The organism is Ruegeria sp. AM5, assembly GCF_056540645.1.
The window spans coordinates 450686-474381 of the sequence record NZ_JBQFXC010000001.1; the positions used below are offsets into that span (position 1 = coordinate 450686).

Consider the following 23696-nt stretch of genomic DNA (forward strand, 5'->3'; position numbering starts at 1 on the left):
CGCCTAAGCCCGATGGAATTGATCGGGAAAGGCAATGGGGTCCATCGGTGACAGTGACGACAACTCCTCCTCGATTGGAAATCCGCAATCTGATTGCGCGCTTTGGCGGGCGGACGGTCGTGGATGATGTATCGTTGACCGTACACGCGGGGCAGGTGACTTGCCTGCTGGGGCCTTCGGGCTGCGGAAAGTCGACCACATTGCGGATGATCGCGGGGGTCGAAATGCAGACCTCGGGCGAGATTTATGTAGATGGCAAGCTGATCTGTGACACGGTGTTCCGAGTACCGCCCGAACGGCGCGAGATTGGGCTGATGTTTCAGGATTTTGCGCTGTTTCCGCATCTCAGCGTGGCGGATAACGTCGCGTTCGGCCTGAAAGGCAGCAAAGAGCAGAAACGCGCGCGGGTCGAGGAACTGCTGACCAAGGTCGATCTGATGCGGTTCATCGATGGATTTCCGCATCAGTTATCTGGGGGTGAGCAGCAGCGGGTTGCTCTGGCCCGTGCTTTGGCCCCACGTCCGCGGATCATGCTGATGGATGAGCCGTTCTCGGGCCTCGATAACCGTTTGCGCGACGGCATTCGGGACGAAACGCTCGCAGTCCTCAAAGAAGAGGACGCTGCTGTTCTGTTGGTCACGCATGAGCCGGACGAGGCGATGCGAATGGCTGATGAAATCGCGCTGATGCGGCGTGGCAAGATTGTGCAGCAGGGGGCGCCATACAATGTCTATACCCGGCCTGCAGACAAGGCAGCAGTTTCGTTTTTTAGTGATATCAATGTGTTGAAGGCCCAAGTTAATGGTGCGTTGGCGCATACTCCGTTTGGCCGTTTTCTTGCGCCCGGTGTGCCGGACGCGACCGATGTTGAAATCGTGTTTCGACCCCAGCACGTCAAGCTGGACTTCGACCGCAATGGCAAAGGGCCTGCGCCGACGCCGACAGACGGCATTGCCGCCCGAGGCGTGGTTGAGCGTGCTCGGTTTTTGGGAAATGAAAGCCTTGTCGAGTTTCGCATGGACTATGATGGCTCGATCCTGAAGGCGACGGTTCCGAACGTCTTTGTGCCCAAAGAGGGCCGTGTCATGTGGCTGACCATTCGCCGCGACCGGTGTTTTGTGTTCCCGGCCTGACGCTCAAATCCTGCATTTTCATCCAAGTGGTGCGTGAAAGCCTCAGATTGCGCATGTGCATTGCTTGTCGCAGCGCTGAGGCGGGTCTATCAAGGGCAAAACGAGGGGTGGACCGGGCATGCGAATTCTTCTGACCAATGATGACGGCATCAATGCGCCGGGACTGATTGTACTTGAAGCGATCGCGGCTGAACTGGCCGGTCCCGATGGCGAGGTCTGGGTCGTCGCGCCTGCCTTTGAACAGTCGGGCGTGGGCCATTGCATCAGCTATACCCACCCGATGATGGTCGCCAAACTGGGCGAGCGTCGCTATGCCGCCGAAGGGTCTCCGGCGGATTGCGTGTTAGCCGGTTTGCACGACGTTATGAAGGACGCCCCGCCCGATCTGGTGTTGTCAGGGGTGAACCGGGGCAACAACTCGGCTGAAAACACGCTGTATTCGGGTACAATCGGCGGCGCGATGGAGGCGGCGTTGCAAGGTGTGCCCGCGATTGCCTTGTCTCAGTATTTCGGGCCGCGCAATCTGGGGCTGGACGATCCGTTTGAGGCGGCTGCCAAATTTGGGGCCGATCTGGTGCGCCGCATTCTTGATGCGACACCCGAGCAGCAGGGCGACTATCGTCTGTTCTATAATGTGAATTTCCCTCCGGTTCCCGCAGATGAGGTGCTGGGTACGCGCGTGGCCCCGCAGGGGTACCGACGCGATACACATTTCTCTGTCGAGCCGCACAGCTCGCCCTCGGGTCGCCGGTTCCTTTGGATCAAGGGCGGGTATCAGCATAACCCGACCGCTCCGGGCACGGATGCGGCGGTCAATCTGGAAGGGTATATCTCGGTCACTCCGATGCGCGCTGATCTGACAGCATATGACACGCTCGAGGCGCTAAAGGTCATCGAATGACTGGGCCAAGCGCAGAAACCATAATGCAGTTCCTGTTTGCCCTGCGCTCGCGCGGGGTAACGGATGCACGTGTGCTGGCGGCGATGGAGCAGGTTGACCGGGGGCAGTTTGTCAAAGGCCTGTTCGCGGACCGGGCCTATGAGGACACTCCGCTACCGATTGCCTGTGGACAGACCATCAGCCAGCCTTCGGTTGTGGGGCTGATGACGCAGGCGCTGCAGGTGCGTCCGCGTGATACGGTTCTAGAGGTCGGCACCGGCTCGGGCTATCAGGCGGCGATCCTGTCCAAGCTGGCGCGCCGGGTCTACACGGTTGAGCGGCACAAGAGGCTGGTGCGCGAATCGGGAGAACTGTTCCGTGAGCTGGGGCTGACGAATGTGACCGCGATGCTGTCGGATGGATCGTTTGGCCTGTCCGAACAGGCCCCGTTTGACCGTATCATTGTGACCGCGGCCGCCGAAGATCCTCCGGGGCCGCTCTTGGCGCAGTTGAAAATCGGCGGTATCATGGTGTTACCCGTGGGCCAGTCGGACGCGGTGCAGACCCTAATCCGGGTCACGCGCACTGAAACCGGTCTGGACTATGACGAATTGTTGCCGGTCCGTTTTGTGCCCTTGCTTGAGGGGCTGGGAAAAGACGGAGCGTAAAGGTATATTAGAGGCGCCAGAACCCCGGAGAACAGGGGCAGGCGTTGAGGACAGTAAAATGAGAGCAGTTTCCAAATCAGCAATGCGCCGCTATGCGACAGGTGTTGCCGCACTGGCAATTCTGGCCGGGTGTGAAGGGCCATATGACTATGACCTGCGCGGCAATGTCGGCGGGTTCTCCACTGCAGATGCCGCCCTTGCAGCGACCGCCAACCGCCCGACGCCGGATGCGCGTGGCGTGATCACCTATCCGAACTATCAGGTCGCGGTAGCCCGCCGTGGGGATACAGTTGGCGATGTCGCCACCCGGATCGGCATGCCGGTGGCCGAATTGGCCCGGTTTAACGGATTGCAGCCAAATGACAGCCTGCGAGACGGTGAAGTTTTGGCCTTGCCGCGCTCGGTCGGTGGGACGAGCAATGTTGATATTGCGACCATTGCCGGAACCGCGATTGACGAGGCACCGGACACAGGATCTGTACAGACATCGACATTGGAGCCCGCGCAGCCTGCTGCGGCTCCGGCACCGGTTGCTACGGGGCCTGAGCCGATCCGGCACAAGGTCAAGCGGGGTGAGACAGCCTATACAATTTCGCGGCTCTATCAGGTGCCTGTGGAGTCTCTGGCAGAATGGAACGGTTTGGGACCAAACTTTATGGTGCGCGAAGACCAGTACCTGTTGATCCCGGTCAAGAATCAACCGGCACCTCGGGCAGCAGCGCCGGCCGCCACGGCAACTGCGGTAACCCAACCGGGCGAAGGCTCACCAACTCCTACGCCGCCGAGCGCGACGCAGCCATTGCCGGATGAGAAAGTTGCCGCGGCAACGCCTGCGCCGGATATCACAGCCGAGGCCCCGACCAATTCGGGAAGCTCGGCGCTGGCAAGCCCGGTGAGCGGCACCATCATTCGGACCTACAAGAAGGGTAAGAATGAGGGGATAGATATCGCCGCAGCGCCAGGCGCGTCGGTCAGTGCGGCCGAGGCAGGCACGGTCGCCGCGATCACCGCGGATGCGGATCAGGTTCCGATCATCGTTGTGAAACACAACAATGACTTGCTGACTGTTTATGCCAATGTCGACAATATCACCATCAAGAAAGGTGATCGGGTGCGACGGGGACAGAAGATCGCCTCGCTGCGCGGGGGCGACAATGCATATGTGCACTTCGAAGTGCGCAAAGGGTTCGAGTCGGTTGATCCCGAGCCTTACCTGAAGTGACCGAAATGGCCCGTTCCGGGCCATGCCTCCGGCGGAGGTATTTGGGGCCAGTTGAAGGACGGATCACGCATTGGGATCGTAGTCGCTGAGCCGTTTACCCGGTTCGTCAGTAAAGAGTTCCGGCAGAGGCGTGACGTTTTCTATCAGGTCGATGCGGAAGACGCGGAAGTCGTTGCGCAGCTCGCACCAGGCAGTCAGTGTCCAGACACGGCCCCAGTATTCCATATGTAGCGGTCGGATGGTGCGTCCGGTCAGCGCGCCGTCAATGCGACGGTAGCTAAGCTGCAATTTCTGGCGCGATTTGATCGCGGCGCGGATCGGGGCCATATGTGCCATTCCGCGTACGACATCAGCGAAGGGATAGACCGCGAATTTCCAGCTGTCGGCCTCGGCAATGACCTGCGTGGGCAGGACGGCGTCGATTTTCTCGGCTAGAGATTCTGCGGCGGATTTAAGATCGGGATCGGCGGCCTCGGCAACGATCGCCATGCCGAGGTTCAGAGCCTCAAGCTCGGCGGGTGTCAGGTTTAGCGGGGGCAGCGTGATCTGTTCACGCACCATGTAACCTACGCCGCGTTCGCCTTCTACAGGTACGCCCGAGGCCACCAACGTGTCCATATCGCGATAGATCGTACGGACCGACACCTCAAGTCGGTCCGCGATGTCCTGCGCGCGGTGCAAGTTACCATCGCGCAGGATCTGTATGATGTCGAACAAGCGGTCAGTGCGGCGCATGACACGCCGTCTGAGCCGCCCTTAGGCGGTCATGTTCCATAGCACGGTCTCGTGACGCATCTGGGCGCTGTCGGGGTTGATTGCCGCCATCAGAGCGGGTGCAAAATCCTGTTGCATGAATGCAGCAGCGGCATCCTTTGCGGATTTCATATCGGTCCAGACGACATAGTCGGTCCAGCGGCCATCTTCGCCATGACTTAGCTGGCGGTGGGTAAAGCCGGGAGCCGCGCGGACGAAGGCTTCGGAGGCTTGGCTTAGCCTGACGAACTGTTCGGGCTTTGTGCCGTCAGCAAGGGTAAAGGTGACGATTTCTGCGACATGGGTCATGTGGTTCTCCGTAGACCAGGTTTCGATATCGTCCTTCTAGGTGATGCCAACTGACATAAACCTGTCAGTTGAGAAATGCGAGTCCGCAAAAACCGCATGATCCGTTCAATTTTGCGCGCGGATTTGATCTGTCGCACTTTTGCTGATGCCCGTACGGGCGTAGACACGGGGCCAGACATATTCACGGCGCGCTGCGCCGACGTAGAAGGAGACAAGTCATGCTCAACAATATTGGCCTTCCGGGTATCCTGCTGATTGCTGTTGTGGTTCTCGTCCTGTTTGGACGCGGGAAGATCAGCTCGCTGATGGGTGAAGTGGGTAAAGGCATTACCTCGTTTAAAAAAGGCATCAAGGAAGGTTCGGAAGAACTGGAGCAGGATGCGTCCGAGCTGGCCAAGGACGTCACGCCTGAGACTGACAAAGACAAGGTCTGAGCCTAGATGTTTGATCTGGGCTGGACCGAGCTTCTGGTCATCGGCATCGTCGCGTTGATCGTGGTGGGGCCAAAGGACCTGCCTGTGCTGTTTCGCAATGTCGGACGATTCGTCGGCAAGGCGCGCGGCATGGCGCGCGAATTCAGCACGGCAATGAACGAGGCTGCGGACGAAGCAGGCGTCAATGAGATCAAGAAGGGCCTGAACGCGGCGACCAACCCGGTTAGTACAGCGATGGACGGGATCAACGAAGCCGCGCGCGACGTGGCCAAATCCATCGACCCAACCAAGTTCGACCCTGACAGCGAGACCGGCAAGCTGGCCACCGAGCGAGCAGAGCAAGCCAAGAAGATCCAAGCCACAACGGCCCGCGCTGCCGCTGAACGCAAGGCCAAGGAAGCCGCGGATGCGCTGGCCAAGGCGGAAGAGGCCGAAGCAGCGCTGAAAACCGAAAGCAAAACATGACCAAGACCGACGAGATCGAGGACAGCTCGGCACCCCTGATCGAGCACCTGGCCGAGCTACGTACGCGGCTGATCCACTGCGTTGTGGCGTTTCTGATCGGTATGATCATCTGTTTCACCGTGGCCACGCCACTGTTCAACTTCCTCACGCAACCGCTATGTGAGGTGTTGACCGAGCGTGGACAGGATTGCGGGCTGATCTTCATCTCGCCGCAGGAAGGGTTCTTTGTAGCGATCAAGGTTTCGCTGCTGGGCGGGTTCATTCTGGCCTTTCCCTATATCGGGATGCAGATGTGGAGGTTCGTGGCGCCGGGCCTGTATAAATCGGAAAAGAACGCGTTTCTGCCGTTCATGCTGGCCTCTCCCTTCATGTTCCTGCTGGGCGCAAGCTTCGCTTTTTATGTGGTCACGCCATTGGCCTATGACTTCTTCCTCGGTTTCCAGCAATTTGGAGCGGAAGGGGAAGCTGTAGCAGAAGGCGCAACCGCACCTTTGAGCGTGGTGTTTCAGGGTTCGGCGCAGGAATATCTCAACCTGACCATCAAGTTCATCGTGGCCTTTGGCCTGTGCTTTCAATTGCCCGTATTGCTGACACTGATGGGTAAGGCCGGACTTGTCAGTGCCGAAGGTCTGGGGGCAGTGCGTAAATATGCGGTGGTAGGCATTCTTGTGTTGGCTGCGATTGTCACCCCGCCGGACGTGATCACCCAGATCATCCTCTTTGTCGTAGTTTACGGTCTCTATGAAATTTCAATATTCCTGGTCGCCCGTGTCGAGAAGAAGCGCGAAGAACAGTTGCGCGCCGATGGATACTACGACGATGAAGAGGCCGAAGCCGACGCAGACGTGATGCAGGATTACGAAGAGAACAAGTAACCTGTTCCAATAGCTTTAAAGGCGCGCCCAAGGTAGGCGCGCCTTTTTCAATTGCTACTCTTGTTGTGTTGATCGGAACATGGTTGAACTCCGCCAGAACATCCCGGAGGAGCCGATGGACGACCAAGCCCTGAATCGCATTGCGGACGCGTTGGAACGCATGGCGCCCGCGCCGCTGGCGGCACCTGATTTCAACGCGGCCCCGGCTTTCGTCTGGCATGTCGAGCCTGACCGGCTGGAACCCGTCACACAGGTCAATCGGGTCGACCTTGATCTATTGGTGGGGATCAACCGCTCCCGCGATACGTTGCTGGACAACACGCGCCGCTTTGCTGCGGGTTACAAGGCTAACAACGCGCTCTTGTGGGGCGCGCGCGGAATGGGGAAATCCAGCCTCGTCAAAGCGGTGCACGGTACGTTGCAGGATGAGCATCCTGACCTGAAACTGGTCGAATTGCAGCGCGAGGATATGGGCTCGGTCGCGCGTTTGCTGAACCACCTGCGTGCCGCGCCGCACAGGTTCATCCTGTTTTGCGATGATTTGTCGTTCAGCCACGATGACCAGCATTACAAATCGCTCAAGGCCGTGCTGGATGGCGGTATCGAAGGTCGCCCGGAAAACGTTGTGTTCTACGCCACATCAAACCGCCGCCACCTGATGCCGCGCGACATGATCGAAAACGAACGCTCCAGCGCCATTAATCCGTCCGAGGCGGTTGAGGAGAAGGTCTCACTCTCTGACCGTTTCGGCCTGTGGCTGGGGTTCCACCCCTGCGATCAGGACGAATACCTAGCGATGATCGATCGTTACTGCGCCGCTCATGGCGTCAAGGTTGATCCAAAAACTCTGCGCGCGGAAGCCATCGAGTGGCAAGCCACCCGGGGGGCACGCTCGGGCCGCGTCGCCTGGCAATTCTTCGTCGACCTCGCCGGGCGAAACGGCGTCCATATCGGTTAGTCCGCCCGCTTCATCTGGCCAGAGATACCTCTGCCGGAGGCATGGCCCGTCAGGGCCATTCTCACAACAGTGCTATAATCCGCGCCGCCTCATCCGCAGTGCTGGTTAATACATCCCGATCCTCACCGGGATGGAAACGCGCACGTACGGCGGTCGGCATCGGTGCAGGCACAACAATCGACACGCGCGGTCCCGTCCGCGCGGTCTCGGTCGCCCAACTGCGAGCCAGCGCCATCTGCGCCGCTTTGGTGGCGCCGTAGATGCCATAGAACTTCTCGCCTGCCTTCGGGTCATCGAAGAACACGGCATGGCCAGTTTCGCCCAACAAAGGCGCGACATACGGGATCAGAACCGAGGTGGCGTTTGCATTGATGCTGACTGCCTTGTTCCATTCCTTCGGATCAACGAAATGCACTGGCGTCAGGGCTGAGGTATGGATTGCAGTATGCAACCACAAATCGATCTTGCCCCAGCGATCGTGAATGCCCCGGCACAGGGTCGCCATCGCATTGGGATCGGTGATGTCCATGGGGGCCAGAGTGGCCGAGCCACCCTTTGCCTGGATGCGGTCATCCAGCTCTTCCAGCCCGCCCTGAGTGCGAGCGACAGCGACGATGTGATAGTCGGGGGCCAGCGCTTCGGCCAGCGCCGCGCCCAACCCACGAGAAGCCCCGGTGATAAGGGCGATTTTGGTCTGATCGGTCATGAGGGGGGTTTGAACCTGCACGCGCAGGGCGTCAAGTCAGGATCAGCTGCCGGGGATGTCGATCCTTCGGTTCTGGCCGCTTTGTCGCAGCACAACACCATTTTCATCAATGGCGACGACCTTACCCGGGCCGACACGACTGCCGGGTTTCACTTTCTTAATGCGCCCCGACGACATGCGGACCAGGGCTTGCAGGTCCGCCTTGGGCCCAAAAATGCCCAATACCGAGACCGCGTTCTTCTTGAGCGCTCCCGCCTGTGTGGCGGCGCTTTTCACCGTTGCGTTTGCCATGATCTGTGGCCGAGCTGCGCGCCCGGACCCCGTTTTGTGAGTGGTTTTCGGCATTCGGGTAACACGGGCTTTGCCGGACCAAAAGGCCGGCAGCACTCGGTTGGAAGCGGTCCGAATGCCGCATACCGAACCCTTTGCAAATGCAGCCTGTTCAGCAATAGGTTGTCGGCGGATTCTGACCTATGGCCGCTAGCGCAAGTCTCTTGGCCGGCGCCTCAGGACAAAGCGATTCGCCCGATCACCCCGAGGCAAGTTTCGCCGCGTTCCACGAACTGCCGACCACCTGCATATCCTCACGCTTTTTGCTGACCCGACTGCTGTTTTCCAGACTACCCAGATATTCCTCATCGACGCCGGTGACGTAGTTGCCGTCAAAGCAGGAACAGTCAAAGGCTTCGATCTCGGGGTTGCCTTCCTTGGCAGCCCAGATCAGATCGTCGAGATGTTGGTAGAACAGCGCATCCGCACCCAGTTCTTCGCGAATCTCCTCGATCTCTTTGCCATTCGCGACAAGCTCGTGTCGGGTTGGCATATCGATGCCATAGACATTGGGGTATTTCACCGGGGGCGAGGCGCTGGCGATATAGACCTTTTTGGCGCCGGCCTCACGGCACATCTGGACGATCTTTTTGATTGTATTGCCGCGCACGATCGAATCGTCGATCAGCAGTACGTTATGACCGTCAAACTCCAAAGGCACCGCGTTCAGTTTGCGACGCACGGATTTCTGCCGTTCTTCCTGGCCTGGCATGATGAAGGTGCGGCCAACATAACGGTTCTTAACAAGCCCCTCGCGATAGGGAATGCCTGTGATCTTTGCGGCCTCAAGCGCGACAGGGCGGGCGCTATCTGGCACAGGGATGATCCGGTCGATCTCAAGTCCCGAGTCCTGAATTTGCTTGGCCAGCGTCTGCCCCATTCGCATCTGGGTTTTGTAAACCGACACCCCATCCAGCAGCGAATCCGGTCGGGCTAGATAGACATACTCGAAGATGCAGGGTGTCAGTTTACCTTCAACGGCCTGGAACTCGTGCATATTGCCGTCGAGGTCGATAAGGATCGCCTCGCCGGGACCTAGGTCGCGCAGCTTGTCAAAACCGTTGATGCCGAATGCCACATCTTCGGACGCAAAGGCGTAATCATCGCCGTCACCAGTTGCAGCACGCTTGGCAACAGACAAAGGTCGGATGCCGTAAGGATCGCGGAAGGCCAGCATCCCTACGCCCGCGACGAGGCAGATCACCGAATACGCCCCCTGAACCCGCTCCATCGTCATTTTGACACCGGCAAACAGGTTGCGGATCGGATCAGCATTACCATTGACCTTGATCGCATCAGCGACCTTGTCGGCCAGTACGTTCAGAAGGACCTCTGAATCCGAAGTTGTGCGCAGGTGACGGCTGTATTTGGCAGTTACCTTTTCGCGCTGTTCTTCGGTATTGGTGATGTTGCCGTTGTGAACCAGATAGATGCCATAAGGCGCGTTCACGAAAAATGGTTGCGCCTCGGCCGCGCTGAGCGAGCCAGCGGTTGGATAGCGGACATGGCCCATGCCGACCTTTCCCAACAGGGTTTCGGCGTCACTGGCATTGAACACGTCTTTGACGAGACCATTTGCTTTCTTCTCACGGAAGAACTCGCCGTTGTAGGTGACGATCCCCGAGGCGTCCTGACCTCGGTGCTGAAGCATCAGCAAGCCGTCATAGATTTCCGCAAAGACATCATGTGTCCGGCTTGCGATCCCCAAAATCCCACACATACACGGGCTCCAATTTCTATGACTTGCTTAGGATGGCGTTCAGGTCGGATCGGGTGCGGACGGGTATCTGAATGGTGTGTTTTGGTCCGTTTGCACGGGACTCAGGCACAAGCACGAAAGCGGCTAGCGCATAAGAAAACAGATACAGCAAGGTCGGCAGCTCCGATTCCATGTCGGTATGGCCTCCACATAATGCCAAACGATGCGTGTGTCATCAAAGGATCACATTCGCGATTTGACGCAGGTGCGAATTGTACACGCCGCGGGTTTAGGATGACAAATGTACAGACCTATGCTGTCATATCATTACGAAGGTTTTTTGCATGCAGTCCGGCAATACCTGGTGGAGCAGACGCCATGTGGCAACACAAGCAAAACACACCGAAGGACAAACCTGTCAAGCGGCGTTGCCACCGATGTCGTGGGGCAGGGCGCGCACCCTGCGAGATCTGCAAGGGAACCGGTGAAGTGATCAAGAGCCGAGACCAGTATGGCAAGCCGATCTCAAGCCGATGTGACGGATGCTTTGGCCTGAAGACCATCCGTTGCAATATTTGTGGTGGCGAAGGGTTTATCTGATTTTTCCGAACCAAACGCAAAAAAGCCCGGCTGAAACCGGGCTTCTCGTTGGAATTTGGTTTGATTAGCCCTCAGAGGCGTTGTCGGCGGTGCAGCTTGCGACCAGCTCTTCGTACTGGGCGGTAACCCAACCCAGCGCCGCCTCGGGGTTTTGTTCTTCGATCTGTCCGCTGAACTGTTCGAACACTTTGGCAGAGCGGCTTTCATCAACCATGGTATAAGACTGGCCGGTCATCACCGTGTCGTAGACAAAGAACGCGATGGCAACCAACAGGATGCCGCGGGCGATGCCGAAGAAGAAGCCAAGCGCCTGATCCAGCCCACCAAGCGCAGAACGCTGCACCAGTGAAGAGAATAGCGGCGTGAAGATGCTGACCACGATCAGTGCAATGGCGAAGACGGCGGCAAAGCCGGTAATCACCGAAAGCTCACAACTGTCGCGCAGGAATTCACCGACCACTGGCACTTCTTTGACCAGCGGCACAGCCTGCGGCGCAAAGATGAATGCTAGAACTGCCGCGGCGACCCAACCTGCGATGGCCAAAACCTCGCGCATGAAACCGCGCGAATAGGCCAGCAAGCCCGACAGCACGATGATCAGGGCCACAACCCCGTCAATTATTGTAAAACCTTCCATGGCCCTCGCCTGTTCGTTTTCTGCCCCTCAAGGCGCGACTTTACCCTGCTCCGAAGGTTTCGCCAACAAACCCCACCAAATCAGAGGGTCGGGTGAGTGTCAGACCTGCCACAGTACCGGTTTTGCCGCCTGCCGGAGCAATTGCCGCTGTGAAACCAAGTTTTTGCGCTTCTTTCAACCTGTTTTCGGTCTGTGGGGCGGGTCTAAGTGCCCCGGATAGCGAGATTTCTCCGAAAACAACCGTATCAGCGGGCAAGGCGGTGTCTTCTCGGGCGCTGAGCAGCGCAGCGGCTACTGCGAGGTCGGCGGCGGGTTCGCTGACTTTCAGCCCTCCGGCGACGTTCAGATAGACATCGAGCCCGGCAAAGGGAATGCCGCATCGGGCCTCGAGCACCGCAAGGATCATGGCGAGCCGCCCGCTATCCCATCCCACAACGGTGCGCCGGGGTTGAGAATGGGGGGACGGGGCGACCAAAGCTTGGAGTTCGACCAAAACAGGCCGGGTGCCTTCGATGCCTGCGAACACCGCCGAACCGGGGCTCGGTGTGCCGCGTTCCGACAGGAACAGGGCCGACGGGTTGGTGACCTGCGCGAGGCCCTTGCCGGTCATTTCGAACACACCGATCTCATCGGCAGGGCCAAAGCGGTTCTTGACCGCGCGTAAAATGCGGAACTGGTGTCCGCGCTCGCCCTCGAAATAAAGCACGGTGTCAACCATGTGCTCGACCACACGCGGGCCCGCGATCTGGCCTTCTTTGGTGACGTGGCCGACCATGATGATCGAAACGCCGTGGCGTTTGGCAAATGTCGTCAGTTCATGGGCCGCAGCGCGGACCTGACTGACCGAGCCCGGCGCGCTGTCCACATTGTCAGCCCACATGGTCTGGATCGAATCGATGATCGCAAGGCCGGGCTTTTCCGCCTCAAGCGTGGTGAGGATGTCGCGCAGGTTGGTCTCGGCCGCGAGCTGCACCGGTGATTCCTCAAGCCCCAAGCGACGTGCGCGCATTCGGACCTGTGCGCTGGCCTCTTCGCCTGAGACGTAGATGGTTTTCACGCCCTTGCGCGCAAAGCGCGCGGCAGCTTGCAGCAATAGGGTGGATTTACCGATGCCCGGGTCTCCGCCGACCAGCAGGGCCGAGGCCGGGACGAGACCTCCACCGAGAACCCGGTCGAGTTCTTCGACACCGCAGAGGGTGCGAGGCGGGGGTGTTTCTTCGGTCGACAGGTCCGTGAGCGCGATTGACTGCCCGCGTTTTCCGCCGAGGGATTTCTTGGCCGGTCCAGCCGAGAGCGGTGTATCCTGAACGATGGTATTCCATTCGCCGCAACCGTCGCAGCGGCCCGACCATCGTGTATGTGAGGCACCGCAGGCGGAGCAGGTGAAGGAAGGTGTCTTTGCCATGTCGCCCTTCGTGCCCGAGGCGGGGCGGTTCTTCAAGCCCTTGCGGGCTTTCCTCACCGCCGGGGGCGCGCCGCATCGTCAGGCCCTGCGGGCCATCCTTCGCAGCGGGCGCTAAACGCGCCTATTCTGCGGCCCGAGGTGGGGTCATGGCGACCACGCTGGCAGCTGTTTTGTCGTCGGGGGAAGACTGCAGTTGTGCCGAGAGTTCGGGCAGTAGGTCGAAAAGCTCATCCCTTAAGCGCGCGAGTTGGGATTTGGCGATCGACTCCTCGATCTCGATATCGCGCGTCCATTGGCGCAGTTCATGCTGGATGATTTGGGCTTCCTCGATGCGCTGCTGGAATTGCTCGATCTCTTCCTGCCGTTGCTGCAGGAAGGTACGAGCGCGGGCGACCTTTGCCTCGGAATAGGTATCGGCAAGCTCCTGACTGATCTGGCTCATCTGGGCGGCCAGTTCCAGCACCTGCGGTTCCAACGATTGCAGATCGGGGTGATCGCGCAGAAAGGCCATACGTTCTTTCACGGCGTCGAATTCGGAAGACAGTGCAAAGGCACCGCTTCGGTCGGCGGCATGGGCGACCTGATAGGCCCCGGCCACGTCCTGCATGTTCATTGTGAACTTACGATGGGTGTTTTCAAGCGCCATCATGCGGGCGTTCGATGGCAGATAGAAGACCAGCATCAGGATCAGGGCGGTCAATCCGGCCTGAACATATAGACCAGCGTCAATCGTTGCACCGTTGCTGAGACCGGCCTGCAACGAGAGCCAGGGCAGGATGCCAAACGCGGATAAAATGGTGGTCGTCACCGCGAACAATGCTGCGGCGCAGATCAGGAAAAAAGTGAGCCTTAATAAGGTATTCTGAAATTGCAATGTTATTGTGTGGAGGGCGGCCATGATCGTCGTTCTCCTTCTTCAACCGGTACAAAAACCGGGCCGAAGCGGAAAGTTAAACAGACGCGAAGTGATCCGCTACGGACCCATAAACTACAAAATTTACTGCTCGAAATATTAAGATGATACTCAGAAATCTGTTTTCAATCAATTAGGTCTGAGGTTTTCGTGATCCAAATGTCATCTCTGTAATATGGCCCAGTGCAAGTGAAGCCAGAATGCAGCCGGTAAACAGGTAGAGACCCCATGCGGTTTCGATGGTGGCGTATGAGATGCCTTTGGCCAACGTGATGTAAAGCGCGATGAGGAAGATATCGGCCATCGCCAGCTTGCCGAGGATGTTGAGCGCGGGCTGGACGCTCGGATCCAGCAGGTTCCATTGGATCAGCGCGGTCCCGATGGTTTTGATGTAGGGCGCGAAGAGGGCGAAGACGGTGACGATCAGCGCGAGGAAGATGTCTGATTTCCATAAGGACTGGAGGCCGGTGATAACGCTGATTTCGCTGAGGCCGAAGATCGGCAGGAGGCCTGCGCGCATCAGCGGGGCGAACCACGCGATGGGGTAGAGGATCAGCAGCGAGAGGGTGGCGAGGCGGAGGGTCATATGTACTTTTTAGGTGTTCCGCCGCCTATCGGGCGACGCGTTTCAGTTATGTGTTAGCTTAATTCAAGAATTCAAACTCGTTTTTGTCAGTGGGGAGACCTCAGATGCCAGCTTTTGTGGCTTTCAAGTCAATTGTTGATCCTTCGGATTGCGATTTTCTGGGGCATATGAATGTCTCGCGGTACTTTGCGGCTTGCTCAGATTCGGTGTTTGCTATCCAATCGGAGATGGGATTGAACGCAGACGATATGCGTTCGGGACGGAAGCTATCATTTGCGGTGGTACATGCGAAGAGTAGTTTCCTCGCCGAACTTCGAGCGGGGGAGGCTATTCAGATGGAGAGTGAGGTACTCGAGATAGGCGGGAAGTCGGTCACCTTCCGACACAGATTGCTGCGCTCTGCTGACAGAAAAACTGTATTCTCAACAGTGTTCAAATGCGTCTTGTTAAATCTCGAATCTCGAAAAGCCGAATTGCTTCCAGATGAGGTTGTCGCAAGCGCGAAAAACTGGCTAGTGAGTGAGAAAGATTAGCGCACTGCCTCAATCGGCCCCTCTGCACTCCCGCTGATGAACTGCTCCACATAGGGATCGCCCGAGGCGTCCATCTGGCTGACCGGGCCGGTCCACTGGATCACGCCTCCGTGCAGCATGGCCACGTTGTCGGCAATGGCGCGGACCGAGCTCATGTCGTGGGTGATGGTCATCGCGGTGGCGCCCATCTCGGTCACGATTTCGCGGATCAGGTCGTTGATGACGCCGGACATGATCGGGTCAAGGCCGGTGGTGGGTTCATCGAAAAAGATGATCTCGGGCTCGGCGGCGATGGCGCGGGCGAGGCCGACGCGTTTTTGCATGCCGCCCGACAGCTCGGCCGGGAACCGGTCGGCGACGTTGGATTTCAGGCCCACACGGCGCAGTTTCTCGATGGCGATCTCGCGCGCCTCATCCGCCGGGCGCTTTAGTGAGCCGCGCAGCAGGCGGAAGGCGACGTTTTGCCAGACGGGCAGGGAGTCAAACAGGGCCGCCCCCTGAAACAGCATGCCGAAACGCGCCAGAAACGCATCCCGGTCACCTTTCTGGGCGTCCTTGCCGTCGACATAGATCATGCCGCTGTCGGGCTTGATCAGGCCGAGGATACATTTCAGCGCCACTGATTTACCGGTGCCCGAACCACCGATGATAACCATCGAGGTGCCCTGTGGGATATCAAGGTTCATGCCTTGCAAGACGTGGTTGTCGTCAAAGGCCTTATGTACGTTCTCCATTCGGATCATAGCGAGAAGAACACCCCTGTAAGAACGAAATTGGCGGCGAGGATCAGCACAGCAGCAGCCTCGACCGAGCCCTTGGTGGCGCGGCCCACGCCCTGCGCGCCGCGGCCCGAGGACATGCCGTAATAGCAACCCATAATGGCGGCGATCACGCCGAAGGCAGCACCTTTGACGAGTGACGAAACGATATCCCGCGCTTCAAGGAAATCGACGGTGTTTTTCAGATAGGCTGCCGGATTGAAGCCCAGATTTTGCGTCGCGACCGTGTAACCGCCTGCGATCCCGATGATATCTCCGACCCCGACCAGCGCTGGAACTGTGATCAGGGCGGCCAGCACGCGTGGGGCGGTGAGGTATTTCATCGGATGGGTGGACAATGTGACCAGAGCGTCGATCTGTTCGGTCACTTTCATCGTGGCGATCTCGGCGGCGATCGAGGATGTCACGCGGGCGGCGATCATCAGACCGACGAGTACCGGACCCAGTTCGCGCACCATGCCGATGGCGACGATCTGGGGCACCACGGCCTCGGCGTTGAAACGCGCACCGCCTGCATAGATTTGCAGCGCCAGCGCGCCGCCGGTGAAGATGGCGGTCAGGCCGACCACGGGCAGGGACAACCAGCCGATATTCAGCAGGGCGATGCCGAACTCGCGCGGATAAAACGGTGGTCGAAAAATGTGCGAAACCGCGTCGAGCGCGAACAGCGCGACGCGGCCAAACGCGGCGAGCATGGTCAGGATAGAACGCCCCAGCTCACCCAGCAATGAAACGGGATTCATTCCACGTAGCCCCGCGAAAAGCGACTGCCGAGCGAGGTCAGAATTTCATAGCCGATGGTGCCAGCGGCTTCGGCCAGATCATCGACGGTTTGGTGCCCGTTCAGGATACGCAGGCGATCAGGTTTATACGGCAAGTCAGTCACATCCACGGTGATCAGGTCCATCGAGATACGTCCTACCACCGGGCAGGGCTGATCACCAGCGAATGTATCGATGCCGCCCCCAATGGCGCGATGCAGCCCGTCGGCATAACCGGCCGCAACGGTCGCAATCTTCGACGGGCGGCGCGCGCTCCAGCTGTTGCCGTAGCCGACGGTCTCGCCCACGGCGACGTCGCGCACTTGAATCACCGGCAGATCGACGGTGACGACCGGCTTGGCCCCGGCAAAAGGCATCCCGCCGTACAGGCCAATCCCTGGGCGGCAAAAGTCAAAGTGGAATTCCGGCCCCATCAGAGTACCACCCGTCGCCGCAAGCGAGCGCGGCGCGTCGACGCCATCGGTCATCTGTTTGAACGTGTTCAACTGTTGGCGGTTCATAGGGTGTTCAGGCTCATCCCCGCAGGCCAAATGCGACATCACGACCAGCGGGTCCAGGGCAAGAGCTTCGTGCCGCAGTTCGGCCCAGACCGCAGGCTCAAGCCCAAGGCGATTCATACCGCTGTCGAGCTGGATACCAAAGCCATGATCGGGCAGGGCCTGACGATGACGCTTGAATTGTTCGGGCGAGTTGATCAACGGCGTGAGATCATGCTGGCGCAGCAGATCCGTGTCACCCTCCATATGTCCGGAAAACACCGCAACCAGCGGGCCGGGGCCCACAGCCTCACGCACGGCCACGCCTTCCTCGGCAACGGCGACGAAGAATTTTGCAACGCCTTCCTCAGCCAGCGCAGAGGCGACCGGACCGGCACCTAACCCGTAAGCGTCAGCTTTGACCACTGCGCCGGTCTCAACCTGGGTCTTTGCGTCAAGCGCCTGCCAGTTCTGGGCGAGCGCGTGCAGATTTATCGTCAGATGTGCGGTACTCATAAACGCCGTTCATCACATAGGATTGGCCCAGGTCAAGGGGGGAGCACCTTAATTCTTGGCGGGTTTATGCGCCTCATAGGCCGCTTCCAGCTCGGAACGCAGGAAATCCGCAAATAATAAGGGGCTAAACTGAGGTTGGCCGGTCCCGGGTAGGGGTTCGATGATTGTGCTGACATGAGGATCAAAGAAGAACGGAACGCTATATCGTTCACGGCCCGAACGGTTGATGACCCGATGCGGCGTCGAAAGCAGGCGGCCGTTCGACATCCGGTGCAGCATATCCCCGACATTGACGACAAAGGCGTCGCGACGGGACGGAACGTCAACCCAATGCCCTGACGGTGTTTTGACCTGCAAGCCGCCCACCTGATCTTGAGCGAGCAGCGTTAGGCATCCGAAATCAGTGTGCGGGGCCGAGCCGAACAGATCATCGGGGCTGGTCTTTGCTTGCGGAGGATAGTGAAGCAGACGCAGCCAGAATGTAGGCTCATCAAACGCGGAAAGGACCGAGAAATCCTGCGCCTCGCAAGCGATCAGCGCGATATGCATCAATCTGCGTCCAAGGGCCGACATAGCCTTAACGTAGGTTTCCAGGGTGTCGCGAAAATCCGGTAGATCAGGCCATCGGTTTGAACCCGAGAGGTAGATATCGGGATCAACGCCAGCATCCTCGCGCATCATCATGAAGCTGGCGGATTGGTTGGGTTTTTTTACATCGGCCAGTGTTGAGTTCACATCTGTCGATGTGTTGATGACGATGTATCCGCGATGCGTGTGGTCGACTGCGATTGCCAGCTTTTGATCCAGCGGCAGCGCGTGAAACTGTTTTGAGGCTTCGAACACATCGCGCATCAGCTGCGGGTCTATTCCGTGATCTTCGATATAGCCGAAACCAGTCGTACCGTAGGCCGAACGAAACTCGGCCGCGATTTCCTCATCAGGGCGTGCACCCAGACGAATAACGGGGATCTCTGTGAACTCAGTCATGTCTCTCTCGCTTATATTGGGAAGATTGCAGGGGCAAAAATGCCCCCGGTCTATCCCGCAAAGCGTTTGCGGCGATGCCCGAAATGACGCGCCAGAATCACGCGCCGGGGTAGGGGATTGAGACAAGCTTGCATGGCCCGATCCGTACACATCGGACCGGGCTGGTCAAGGGATCAATAGCCCTCGATCTGGCTGTCCTGTTGCCAAGGTTTGACCAGATTGCCAAATCGGGTGAACTGAGCTTCGAACGACAGCTCGACTGTGCCGATGGGGCCGTGGCGCTGCTTGCCGACGATGACCTCGGCCTTGCCATGCAGGCGCTCCATGGCCTGTTTCCACTCTTCCATCTTTTCCAACTCGTGATCGCCGGGTTTTTCGCGTTCCTTATAGTATTCCTCGCGGAACACGAACATCACAACGTCGGCATCCTGTTCGATCGAGCCCGATTCCCGCAGGTCAGACAGCTGCGGGCGTTTGTCGTCACGGCTTTCTACCTGTCGGCTGAGCTGTGACAATGCGATGACCGGGATGTTGAGTTCCTTGGCGATGGCTTTCATGCCCATCGAAATCTCGGCGATTTCGTTGACCCGGTTGTCGGCCATTCCGCGGCAGAGCTGAAGGTAGTCGATCACCAGCAAATCCAGCCCGTGCGTCCGCTTCAGCCGCCGTGCACGGGCAGCGAGTTGCGAGATTGGCAGGGCGGGGGTGTCATCAATGAACAGCGGGCAGGCTTCCAGTTCTTTCGCGGCGTCCACGAAGCGGCGGAACTCGGACTCGGTCATGTCGCCCTGGCGGATTTTGTGACTGGAAATCTCGGAAGCCTCGGCCAGAACCCGGCCCGCAAGTTGCTCGGCGCTCATTTCGAGTGAAAAGAACCCAACCACACCGCCGTCGATCGCACCTTCAGAGCCGTCCGGCTTGGTGCCGCGCTTGTAGGCCTTGGCCACGTTAAATGCGACGTTTGTTGCCAGCGATGTCTTACCCATCGACGGACGCCCGGCCAAAATGATCAGGTCGGACGGGTGCAGGCCACCCAATTGCTTGTCGAGATCGGCCAGACCGGTGGAAATCCCCGCCATGCCGCCACCGCGTTGGTACGCCTCGTTGGTGACGTTGACGGCTTCTGTGACCGCCTTAAGGAAGGATTGAAAACCCTGTTCGGTCTGGCCCTGCTCGGATAACTGATAAAGTTGTTGCTCGGCCTCGACGATTTGCTCTTTGGGCTCGCTGCTGACATCGACCCTCGCAGCCTTGTCTGAAATGTCCCGGCCCAGCCGGATCAGCTCGCGCCGAATGGCGAGGTCATAGATCATTTGGGCGTAGTCATGCACCGCAAAGGCACTGATCGAGGCACCGGCAAGCTTGACCAGATAGGCCGGACCGCCCAGTTCCTTCAGGCCCTCATCCTCGGCCATGAAAGACTTCAGCGTGACGGGTGAAGCCAGCGCATTTTTAGCGATACGGGTCGACGCGACTTCGTAGATGCGCGCATGAACCGGATCATAGAAATGCTCGGCCCCAATAATCGATGCGACCCGATCATACAGATCGTTATTCGTCAGAATCGCACCCAGAAGCTGCTGCTCGGCCTCGATGGAGTGCGGCATTGTTTCTGGGTTCTGAATCTGTGCGGCGGCCTGCTCGATACTGCTGATCTCGTTCATTGCTGTTCTCTTTGTCCCCTGGACAGAGGCCATAGCGCGGCCCTGTGAGTCGGCGCAAATTGTATGTTTTCTGGGGATATGCTGTGCATATCTCTCTGCCCCATCATATTGAAGGATGAGGCAGGGTTGCGTCAACATCTTGTGGATGAAGCGATCGATGCAGCGGTCAGTGTTTCCATTCTGAAAACAGTTTGCGCAACGTCAGCTTTTATGTGCGTCCTGCCAACCGCGCGGGTCGTTCAGGAAGGCCTCGACGCCATCAAGCGTCTCTTCGTCAAAGGCCTTTTGCGCTTTGGCTTCCGCCAAAACATCCCACCAAGTACAAAGCGAGTGCAATTTTACGCCGTGATCGCCCAGCGTTTTCTCGGTTTCGGGGAAAATACCATAATAGAAGATCACAGCCGTATGCCCACAGGTCGCACCGGTTTCGCGGATCGCGTCGACAAAGGACAGTTTTGAGCCTCCATCGGTGGTCAGGTCTTCAACCAGCAGTACCCGCTCACCCTCGCTCATCGCGCCTTCGATGCGGGCGTTCCGGCCGTAGCCTTTGGGTTTCTTCCGCACGTAGGTCATTGGCAGTGACATGCGCTCGGCCACCATTGCAGCGAAGGGAATACCTGCTGTCTCGCCACCAGCGATATTGTCAAACGCTTCGAACCCCGCGTCGCGCATCACGGTAACCGTCAGGAAGTCCATCAGGGTCGAGCGGATGCGCGGGTACGAGATCAGCTTGCGGCAATCGATATAGGTCGGGCTTGGTAGACCGCTGGCCAGCGTGAAAGTTTCGCGGGAATTAAAGTGTACGGCTTTGATCTCCAGCAGCATCCGTGCGGTCAGGCGGGCGATTTCGGTGCTGTCGGGGAAGGAACTGGGGATCATGGCGCAAACCTCTGGGCTGAAAGGGTGTCGCAGGCTGATAGCCTGACCCCCGGCCCAGAGTCGAGAGGGCACGCTAAAAGAAAAGCGGACCCCCAAGAGGTCCGCTTGATGCCCTTGCGGGCAGAGCAGCCAAGGTGGGCTTGACTGCTCATTTCTCAGGCTCGCTTTCCGCAATCGGCAAGACCGTGCCTTCAATCTCGGTATCGACGTGTATGCGAGGCGAGGTAAGAAGCGCAACCACCATTGCCGTCACAAATGCGTAGGCTGCCGCGCAGTAACTGTATACAGCGCCCAGTATTCGAAATGATGCGCTGTAGACTGCAGGTATTCTTAGGTCTGAGCCAGATCAGCAAGAGCGTCTCTCAAAAGGGTCAAAGCGTGGTCCCGCGCAGCGCGACGTACGTCATCCCGTCCCTGCGCTCCGAATTCCACGGTCTCGGTTCGGGTCGGTTGACCCTGTGCAGCGAGGCCAAAGCATACGCGGCCTTCGGGTTTGTGTTCGGACCCGCCGGGGCCCGCGATGCCGGTGATCGAGACCGCCAACTGCGCCCGCGAATTCCGCAGGGCGCCATTGGCCATTTCTTGGGCGACTTCTTCTGAAACTGCGCCACATGTCTCAAGCGTATCGGCGCGCACGCCCAGCATCTCTTGCTTTGCGGTGTTGGTGTAGGTGACAAAGCCGCGCTCAACCACGGCAGAGCTGCCAGGGATGTCAGTCAGTGCAGCGGCGACCATACCGCCGGTACAGCTTTCAGCAGTGGCGATCATCATGCCCTGCGCCTTGGCGCGATCCAGCAGGTCGACAACGGTCATAGACCCATGACTCCATGTGAGATACCGGCGAGGACGACCACACCGATGGCCGCAAAGACGCCAGCGATCACATCATCCAGCATGACACCCATCGGATCTCCACGCCCGTCGGCCCAGCCAATGGGACCGGGTTTGGTAATGTCGAAGAGGCGGAACAAGAGAAAACCCGCGATCCAGCCGGGCCAGAGCGCTGTGATGTCGATCCCATGCGCCCAAGCCGAGTAGGAAATCGCCCATATCGCGATGAACTGGCCCGCGACTTCATCAATGACAATTTCGGACGGGTCGTGGTCATCTTGTCCAGCTGTCATCACTTGCGTAGCCCACAGGCCCCCGAAGAAAACCGCGAGTGTTGAGATGACCAGCAAGGGGAAGCCACCCAGCGTATGCAGAACCCATGCCAGCGGCAAAGCAGCCAGCGATCCCCAGGTGCCGGGGGCAGGGCGGAGGTAACCGACGCCGCAGACGGTTCCGATTAGACGAGCCGCTGTCATGACTTCACCAGACAGGCAGTTGCGAGCGAGGCAATGCCTTCGCTGCGACCGGTAAAGCCCAGCCGTTCGGATGTGGTGGCCTTGACCGAGACCTGATCGGTGCGCAAGCCCATGATCCGTGCCATTTCGGCACGCATGGTATCGGCATGAGGGCCGATCTTGGGAAATTCGCAGACCAGTGTGCAGTCGACATTCGAGATCTCATAGCCCAACTGCCCAGCCAATTCGACTGCGTGGCGCAGGAAAATTTCACTCGCTGCACCTTTCCACTGCGGATCGGAGGGCGGAAAATGCTGTCCGATATCACCCCGCGCCAGGGCGCCATAGATCGCGTCGGTGACCGCGTGCATCCCCACATCTGCATCGGAGTGACCTTGGAGCCCACGATTGTGCGGCACCTTCACACCGCAGAGGATCACGTGATCTCCGTCACCAAAGCGGTGCACGTCGTAGCCGTTGCCCAGCCTTACATCCATATTCATACCCATTGTACGTTCGGCCCGTGCGAAATCCTCGGGCCGTGTGATTTTCAGGTTATCCGCATCGCCCGGAATAATCGCGACTTCGATTCCCGCAGCGCGCGCGACTTCTACATCATCCGCTGCACCTCCGGGATGGGCTGAATGGGCGGCGGTGATTGTGCCATAATGAAATCCCTGCGGTGTCTGCGCAGCGTAAAGGCCGGATCGATCCTGCGTTCCTGTGACCACTGAACCGTCGCCTGTCCAGAGCGCATCCGTGACGGCCAAGCCCGGAGCAGCTGCCGCATGCGTGTCGAGTGCTTTCAGAACATCGCCGATTATCCGAGCGCTGACGCAGGGTCGGGCGACATCATGTATCAAAACCTTTTCAACGCTGTACGCTTCCAAAGCCTGCAACCCGTTGCGCACTGATCCGGCGCGGTCTGCACCGCCGGGCGCAAGGATCAGGTTTGTCGCGCTGAATTCTTCCCAAACGGCTGTGTCCTCTTCGGCCAGCACCAAAACGACGTGATCAACCAACCCTTCGAAGCGGTCAATCGCCCAATCGGCCACGCGCCTCCCGCTCAACGCACGCCACTGTTTGGGCACTCCGCCTCCGGCGCGCAGGCCGCGCCCGGCGGCGACGATGATGGCGGCTGTGGTCATCTGAAAGGCCTCCTGATTGGGGCATTGTTTAGGGGTCGGTGAATGCAGAGGCAATCACCCGCGTCAATTTGCT

Annotated in this window: 28 protein-coding genes; 9 read left to right on the top strand and 19 right to left on the bottom strand. The window is 58.7% G+C overall.

Translation table 11 applies throughout. From position 1 onward, the window contains the following. Positions 1 to 47 precede the first annotated feature (47 nt). The 4 genes from ACR0AH_RS02290 (at position 48) to ACR0AH_RS02305 (ending at position 3903) form a co-directional block, all read left to right on the top strand. Positions 48 to 1133 carry an ABC transporter ATP-binding protein gene (locus ACR0AH_RS02290; RefSeq protein ID WP_170396795.1) on the top strand — a complete coding sequence of 362 codons (1086 nt, stop codon included), beginning with the start codon at positions 48 to 50 and terminating at the stop codon, positions 1131 to 1133. Between the two features lie 118 nt (positions 1134 to 1251). Continuing rightward, entirely contained in the window at positions 1252 to 2034 is a 783-nt protein-coding gene (gene surE, locus ACR0AH_RS02295) for a 5'/3'-nucleotidase SurE (protein WP_170406170.1), read from the top strand. Beyond that, positions 2031 to 2681 (top strand): protein-L-isoaspartate(D-aspartate) O-methyltransferase, encoded by a 651-nt coding sequence (locus ACR0AH_RS02300; protein ID WP_480590157.1) that lies wholly within the window; start codon positions 2031 to 2033, stop codon positions 2679 to 2681. Before surE ends, ACR0AH_RS02300 begins: the two co-directional genes overlap by 4 nt. Positions 2682 to 2739: 58 nt before the next feature. After that, positions 2740 to 3903: a peptidoglycan DD-metalloendopeptidase family protein gene (locus ACR0AH_RS02305; protein ID WP_480590159.1), complete on the top strand. Its 1164-nt coding sequence runs from the start codon at positions 2740 to 2742 to the stop codon at positions 3901 to 3903. A gap of 63 nt (positions 3904 to 3966) precedes the next feature. Here ACR0AH_RS02305 and ACR0AH_RS02310 read toward each other — a convergent pair whose 3' ends face one another. Both ACR0AH_RS02310 and ACR0AH_RS02315 read right to left on the bottom strand, forming a co-directional pair. Then, the gene (locus ACR0AH_RS02310) at positions 3967 to 4638 is read right to left on the bottom strand and encodes a helix-turn-helix transcriptional regulator (protein ID WP_480590161.1); all 672 of its coding nucleotides are present in this window, start codon (positions 4636 to 4638) and stop codon (positions 3967 to 3969) included. A 21-nt stretch (positions 4639 to 4659) separates the two neighbouring features. Then, positions 4660 to 4965 (bottom strand): hypothetical protein, encoded by a 306-nt coding sequence (locus ACR0AH_RS02315; RefSeq protein WP_170406158.1) that lies wholly within the window; start codon positions 4963 to 4965, stop codon positions 4660 to 4662. 218 nt (positions 4966 to 5183) lie between these two features. On the opposite strand from ACR0AH_RS02315, the gene ACR0AH_RS02320 reads away from it, so the two are divergent. The 4 genes from ACR0AH_RS02320 to ACR0AH_RS02335 all read left to right on the top strand — a co-directional run bounded on the left by ACR0AH_RS02320 (position 5184) and on the right by ACR0AH_RS02335 (position 7697). Further along, positions 5184 to 5399, top strand: coding sequence for a twin-arginine translocase TatA/TatE family subunit (locus tag ACR0AH_RS02320; RefSeq protein WP_010440381.1), 216 nt, complete (start codon positions 5184 to 5186; stop codon positions 5397 to 5399). Positions 5400 to 5405: 6 nt separating this feature from the next. Continuing rightward, positions 5406 to 5864: a Sec-independent protein translocase protein TatB gene (gene tatB, locus ACR0AH_RS02325; protein WP_170396807.1), complete on the top strand. Its 459-nt coding sequence runs from the start codon at positions 5406 to 5408 to the stop codon at positions 5862 to 5864. Continuing rightward, the gene (gene tatC, locus ACR0AH_RS02330) at positions 5861 to 6739 is read left to right on the top strand and encodes a twin-arginine translocase subunit TatC (RefSeq protein ID WP_170396809.1); all 879 of its coding nucleotides are present in this window, start codon (positions 5861 to 5863) and stop codon (positions 6737 to 6739) included. Before tatB ends, tatC begins: the two co-directional genes overlap by 4 nt. 115 nt (positions 6740 to 6854) lie before the next feature. Continuing rightward, a complete protein-coding gene (locus tag ACR0AH_RS02335; RefSeq protein WP_170732453.1) occupies positions 6855 to 7697 on the top strand; it encodes an ATP-binding protein in 843 nt (280 codons plus the stop codon). A gap of 61 nt (positions 7698 to 7758) precedes the next feature. Here ACR0AH_RS02335 and ACR0AH_RS02340 read toward each other — a convergent pair whose 3' ends face one another. The 8 genes from ACR0AH_RS02340 to ACR0AH_RS02375 all read right to left on the bottom strand — a co-directional run bounded on the left by ACR0AH_RS02340 (position 7759) and on the right by ACR0AH_RS02375 (position 14573). Beyond that, positions 7759 to 8403 carry an SDR family NAD(P)-dependent oxidoreductase gene (locus tag ACR0AH_RS02340; RefSeq protein WP_480561417.1) on the bottom strand — a complete coding sequence of 215 codons (645 nt, stop codon included), beginning with the start codon at positions 8401 to 8403 and terminating at the stop codon, positions 7759 to 7761. Between the two features lie 42 nt (positions 8404 to 8445). After that, positions 8446 to 8694: a hypothetical protein gene (locus ACR0AH_RS02345; protein WP_170396813.1), complete on the bottom strand. Its 249-nt coding sequence runs from the start codon at positions 8692 to 8694 to the stop codon at positions 8446 to 8448. Positions 8695 to 8932: 238 nt separating this feature from the next. Next, positions 8933 to 10453: an amidophosphoribosyltransferase gene (purF, locus tag ACR0AH_RS02350; protein WP_170396815.1), complete on the bottom strand. Its 1521-nt coding sequence runs from the start codon at positions 10451 to 10453 to the stop codon at positions 8933 to 8935. Between the two features lie 16 nt (positions 10454 to 10469). After that, complete coding sequence (locus ACR0AH_RS02355; protein ID WP_170396817.1) at positions 10470 to 10625, bottom strand: hypothetical protein; 156 nt, start codon at positions 10623 to 10625, stop codon at positions 10470 to 10472. Positions 10626 to 11096: 471 nt separating this feature from the next. Then, a complete protein-coding gene (locus ACR0AH_RS02360) occupies positions 11097 to 11669 on the bottom strand; it encodes a CvpA family protein (protein WP_170406144.1) in 573 nt (190 codons plus the stop codon). Positions 11670 to 11709: 40 nt separating this feature from the next. Next, the gene (gene radA / locus ACR0AH_RS02365; protein ID WP_480590163.1) at positions 11710 to 13074 is read right to left on the bottom strand and encodes a DNA repair protein RadA; all 1365 of its coding nucleotides are present in this window, start codon (positions 13072 to 13074) and stop codon (positions 11710 to 11712) included. A 121-nt stretch (positions 13075 to 13195) separates the two neighbouring features. Next, positions 13196 to 13972, bottom strand: coding sequence for a DNA repair protein (locus ACR0AH_RS02370; RefSeq protein WP_480590165.1), 777 nt, complete (start codon positions 13970 to 13972; stop codon positions 13196 to 13198). Between the two features lie 148 nt (positions 13973 to 14120). Beyond that, a complete protein-coding gene (locus tag ACR0AH_RS02375; protein WP_480590167.1) occupies positions 14121 to 14573 on the bottom strand; it encodes a paraquat-inducible protein A in 453 nt (150 codons plus the stop codon). 104 nt (positions 14574 to 14677) lie between these two features. On the opposite strand from ACR0AH_RS02375, the gene ACR0AH_RS02380 reads away from it, so the two are divergent. Further along, entirely contained in the window at positions 14678 to 15106 is a 429-nt protein-coding gene (locus ACR0AH_RS02380; protein ID WP_480590169.1) for an acyl-CoA thioesterase, read from the top strand. Here ACR0AH_RS02380 and ACR0AH_RS02385 read toward each other — a convergent pair. The 9 genes from ACR0AH_RS02385 to ACR0AH_RS02425 form a co-directional block, all read right to left on the bottom strand. After that, a complete protein-coding gene (locus ACR0AH_RS02385) occupies positions 15103 to 15849 on the bottom strand; it encodes an ABC transporter ATP-binding protein (RefSeq protein ID WP_480590171.1) in 747 nt (248 codons plus the stop codon). The genes ACR0AH_RS02380 and ACR0AH_RS02385 overlap by 4 nt on opposite strands. Continuing rightward, positions 15846 to 16628 carry an MlaE family ABC transporter permease gene (locus ACR0AH_RS02390; RefSeq protein WP_170396831.1) on the bottom strand — a complete coding sequence of 261 codons (783 nt, stop codon included), beginning with the start codon at positions 16626 to 16628 and terminating at the stop codon, positions 15846 to 15848. Before ACR0AH_RS02390 ends, ACR0AH_RS02385 begins: the two co-directional genes overlap by 4 nt. Next, positions 16625 to 17659: an alanine racemase gene (gene alr, locus ACR0AH_RS02395; protein WP_480590173.1), complete on the bottom strand. Its 1035-nt coding sequence runs from the start codon at positions 17657 to 17659 to the stop codon at positions 16625 to 16627. The genes ACR0AH_RS02390 and alr overlap by 4 nt, the downstream gene beginning before the upstream one ends. A 48-nt stretch (positions 17660 to 17707) precedes the next feature. Further along, positions 17708 to 18646 carry an isopenicillin N synthase family dioxygenase gene (locus ACR0AH_RS02400; protein WP_480590175.1) on the bottom strand — a complete coding sequence of 313 codons (939 nt, stop codon included), beginning with the start codon at positions 18644 to 18646 and terminating at the stop codon, positions 17708 to 17710. Positions 18647 to 18819: 173 nt separating this feature from the next. After that, a complete protein-coding gene (locus tag ACR0AH_RS02405) occupies positions 18820 to 20310 on the bottom strand; it encodes a replicative DNA helicase (RefSeq protein WP_170421945.1) in 1491 nt (496 codons plus the stop codon). Between the two features lie 201 nt (positions 20311 to 20511). Beyond that, a complete protein-coding gene (locus ACR0AH_RS02410; RefSeq protein WP_480590177.1) occupies positions 20512 to 21189 on the bottom strand; it encodes an orotate phosphoribosyltransferase in 678 nt (225 codons plus the stop codon). 330 nt (positions 21190 to 21519) lie between these two features. After that, a complete protein-coding gene (locus ACR0AH_RS02415; protein ID WP_480590179.1) occupies positions 21520 to 22002 on the bottom strand; it encodes a CinA family protein in 483 nt (160 codons plus the stop codon). Continuing rightward, entirely contained in the window at positions 21999 to 22496 is a 498-nt protein-coding gene (locus ACR0AH_RS02420; RefSeq protein WP_480590181.1) for a phosphatidylglycerophosphatase A family protein, read from the bottom strand. Before ACR0AH_RS02420 ends, ACR0AH_RS02415 begins: the two co-directional genes overlap by 4 nt. Next, a complete protein-coding gene (locus ACR0AH_RS02425) occupies positions 22493 to 23623 on the bottom strand; it encodes a bifunctional 2-C-methyl-D-erythritol 4-phosphate cytidylyltransferase/2-C-methyl-D-erythritol 2,4-cyclodiphosphate synthase (RefSeq protein WP_480590183.1) in 1131 nt (376 codons plus the stop codon). Before ACR0AH_RS02425 ends, ACR0AH_RS02420 begins: the two co-directional genes overlap by 4 nt. Positions 23624 to 23696: the final 73 nt, after the last annotated feature.

Excerpts from the sequence above, each read along its gene's own strand:
- surE (WP_170406170.1), top strand. The coding sequence starts at position 1,252 with ATGCGAATTCTTCTGACCAATGATGACGGCATCAATGCGCCGGGACTG.
- ACR0AH_RS02300 (WP_480590157.1), top strand. The coding sequence starts at position 2,031 with ATGACTGGGCCAAGCGCAGAAACCATAATGCAGTTCCTGTTTGCCCTG.
- ACR0AH_RS02305 (WP_480590159.1), top strand. The coding sequence starts at position 2,740 with ATGAGAGCAGTTTCCAAATCAGCAATGCGCCGCTATGCGACAGGTGTT.
- ACR0AH_RS02310 (WP_480590161.1), bottom strand. The coding sequence starts at position 4,638 with ATGCGCCGCACTGACCGCTTGTTCGACATCATACAGATCCTGCGCGAT.
- ACR0AH_RS02315 (WP_170406158.1), bottom strand. The coding sequence starts at position 4,965 with ATGACCCATGTCGCAGAAATCGTCACCTTTACCCTTGCTGACGGCACA.
- ACR0AH_RS02320 (WP_010440381.1), top strand. The coding sequence starts at position 5,184 with ATGCTCAACAATATTGGCCTTCCGGGTATCCTGCTGATTGCTGTTGTG.
- tatB (WP_170396807.1), top strand. The coding sequence starts at position 5,406 with ATGTTTGATCTGGGCTGGACCGAGCTTCTGGTCATCGGCATCGTCGCG.
- tatC (WP_170396809.1), top strand. The coding sequence starts at position 5,861 with ATGACCAAGACCGACGAGATCGAGGACAGCTCGGCACCCCTGATCGAG.
- ACR0AH_RS02335 (WP_170732453.1), top strand. The coding sequence starts at position 6,855 with ATGGACGACCAAGCCCTGAATCGCATTGCGGACGCGTTGGAACGCATG.
- ACR0AH_RS02340 (WP_480561417.1), bottom strand. The coding sequence starts at position 8,403 with ATGACCGATCAGACCAAAATCGCCCTTATCACCGGGGCTTCTCGTGGG.
- ACR0AH_RS02345 (WP_170396813.1), bottom strand. The coding sequence starts at position 8,694 with ATGGCAAACGCAACGGTGAAAAGCGCCGCCACACAGGCGGGAGCGCTC.
- purF (WP_170396815.1), bottom strand. The coding sequence starts at position 10,453 with ATGTGTGGGATTTTGGGGATCGCAAGCCGGACACATGATGTCTTTGCG.
- ACR0AH_RS02355 (WP_170396817.1), bottom strand. The coding sequence starts at position 10,625 with ATGGAATCGGAGCTGCCGACCTTGCTGTATCTGTTTTCTTATGCGCTA.
- ACR0AH_RS02360 (WP_170406144.1), bottom strand. The coding sequence starts at position 11,669 with ATGGAAGGTTTTACAATAATTGACGGGGTTGTGGCCCTGATCATCGTG.
- radA (WP_480590163.1), bottom strand. The coding sequence starts at position 13,074 with ATGGCAAAGACACCTTCCTTCACCTGCTCCGCCTGCGGTGCCTCACAT.
- ACR0AH_RS02370 (WP_480590165.1), bottom strand. The coding sequence starts at position 13,972 with ATGGCCGCCCTCCACACAATAACATTGCAATTTCAGAATACCTTATTA.
- ACR0AH_RS02375 (WP_480590167.1), bottom strand. The coding sequence starts at position 14,573 with ATGACCCTCCGCCTCGCCACCCTCTCGCTGCTGATCCTCTACCCCATC.
- ACR0AH_RS02380 (WP_480590169.1), top strand. The coding sequence starts at position 14,678 with ATGCCAGCTTTTGTGGCTTTCAAGTCAATTGTTGATCCTTCGGATTGC.
- ACR0AH_RS02385 (WP_480590171.1), bottom strand. The coding sequence starts at position 15,849 with ATGATCCGAATGGAGAACGTACATAAGGCCTTTGACGACAACCACGTC.
- ACR0AH_RS02390 (WP_170396831.1), bottom strand. The coding sequence starts at position 16,628 with ATGAATCCCGTTTCATTGCTGGGTGAGCTGGGGCGTTCTATCCTGACC.
- alr (WP_480590173.1), bottom strand. The coding sequence starts at position 17,659 with ATGAGTACCGCACATCTGACGATAAATCTGCACGCGCTCGCCCAGAAC.
- ACR0AH_RS02400 (WP_480590175.1), bottom strand. The coding sequence starts at position 18,646 with ATGACTGAGTTCACAGAGATCCCCGTTATTCGTCTGGGTGCACGCCCT.
- ACR0AH_RS02405 (WP_170421945.1), bottom strand. The coding sequence starts at position 20,310 with ATGAACGAGATCAGCAGTATCGAGCAGGCCGCCGCACAGATTCAGAAC.
- ACR0AH_RS02410 (WP_480590177.1), bottom strand. The coding sequence starts at position 21,189 with ATGATCCCCAGTTCCTTCCCCGACAGCACCGAAATCGCCCGCCTGACC.
- ACR0AH_RS02415 (WP_480590179.1), bottom strand. The coding sequence starts at position 22,002 with ATGACCGTTGTCGACCTGCTGGATCGCGCCAAGGCGCAGGGCATGATG.
- ACR0AH_RS02420 (WP_480590181.1), bottom strand. The coding sequence starts at position 22,496 with ATGACAGCGGCTCGTCTAATCGGAACCGTCTGCGGCGTCGGTTACCTC.
- ACR0AH_RS02425 (WP_480590183.1), bottom strand. The coding sequence starts at position 23,623 with ATGACCACAGCCGCCATCATCGTCGCCGCCGGGCGCGGCCTGCGCGCC.